The following is a 1,256-nucleotide window of genomic DNA, read 5'->3' as shown; positions in this document are numbered from 1 at the left end:
ATCGACACCGTGCTGCTCGCGATCGCCGACATGCAGGGCAGGTTGCAGGGTAAGAGGCTGTCCGCGCGCTATTTTCTCGATGAGGTGCTGAACCACGGTTCTGAGGGCTGCAACTATCTGCTCGCGGTGGATGTGGACATGAACACCGTCTCGGGGTATGCGATGTCGTCCTGGGAGCGTGGGTACGGCGACTTCGTGATGAAGCCGGATCTCCAGACGCTGCGGCGGGTGCCGTGGCAGGAGGGGACCGCGATGCTGATGGCGGATCTGGCGTGGGAGAACGGCGCGGATGTGACCGCCTCGCCGCGGCAGATCCTGCGCAGGCAGCTCGCCCGCCTGGCCGAGCGGGGCCTGGTCGCGTTCGTGGGGACCGAGTTGGAGTTCATCGTCTTCGAGGACAGTTATGAGGAGGCGTGGAAGCGCGCCTACCGGGACCTGTCGCCCGCCAACCTCTACAACGTCGATTATTCGCTGCTGGGGACGGCTCGTATCGAGCCGTTGCTGCGCCGGATCAGGCTGGGGATGGAGGGTGCGGGTCTGTATGTGGAGTCGGCCAAGGGTGAGTGCAACCTGGGCCAGCATGAGATCGCCTTCCGTTACGACGAGGCGTTGAGGACGTGCGATCATCACTCGATCTACAAGAACGGCGCCAAGGAGATGGCCGCTCAGGAGGGTAAGTCGATCACCTTCATGGCCAAGCCGAACCAGCGTGAGGGCAATTCCTGTCACATCCACATCTCGTTGCGCAGCGGGGGAGGCGATGCGGTGATGGCGGGTGAGGGGCCGTACGGGATGTCGGAGCTGGGTGCCCGCTTCATCGCCGGGCAGTTGGCGTGTCTGCGGGAGCTGACGCTCATGTACGCGCCCAACATCAACTCCTACAAGCGTTATGTGCCCGGCAGTTTCGCTCCTACGGCCGTCAAGTGGGGGGTCGACAATCGCACGTGCGCGCTGCGGCTGGTCGGCCACGGGCACTCGCTGCGGGTGGAGAACCGGGTGCCGGGCGGCGATGTCAATCCCTACCTGGCGGTGGCCGCGCTGATCGCGGCCGGGCTGCACGGCATCGACAACGAGTTGCCGCTGGAGGAGGCGTACGCGGGCAACGCCTACGCCTCGGGGGCCGAGACCGTGCCGCACACGCTGCGCGACGCGCTGGCGTTGTTCGAGGGGTCGAAGCTGGCCCGTGAGACCTTCGGCGAGGACGTGGTCGAGCACTACGCCAACAACGCGCGGGTGGAACTGGCCGCGTTCGACGC

Annotated in this window: 1 protein-coding gene; it reads left to right on the top strand. The window is 65.8% G+C overall.

Annotation, left to right across the window (positions count from 1 at the left end):
* On the top strand, window positions 1–1,256 hold a 1,256-nt coding region (locus EJK15_RS69445), incomplete at both ends, for a glutamine synthetase family protein (RefSeq protein ID WP_138720947.1).

Source organism: Nonomuraea basaltis, assembly GCF_005893125.1.
In the GTDB taxonomy this organism is placed as follows: domain Bacteria; phylum Actinomycetota; class Actinomycetes; order Streptosporangiales; family Streptosporangiaceae; genus Nonomuraea; species Nonomuraea basaltis.
The sequence above is the reverse complement of the archived record's forward strand: the minus strand, read 5'-3'. Positions and strand labels throughout refer to the sequence as shown.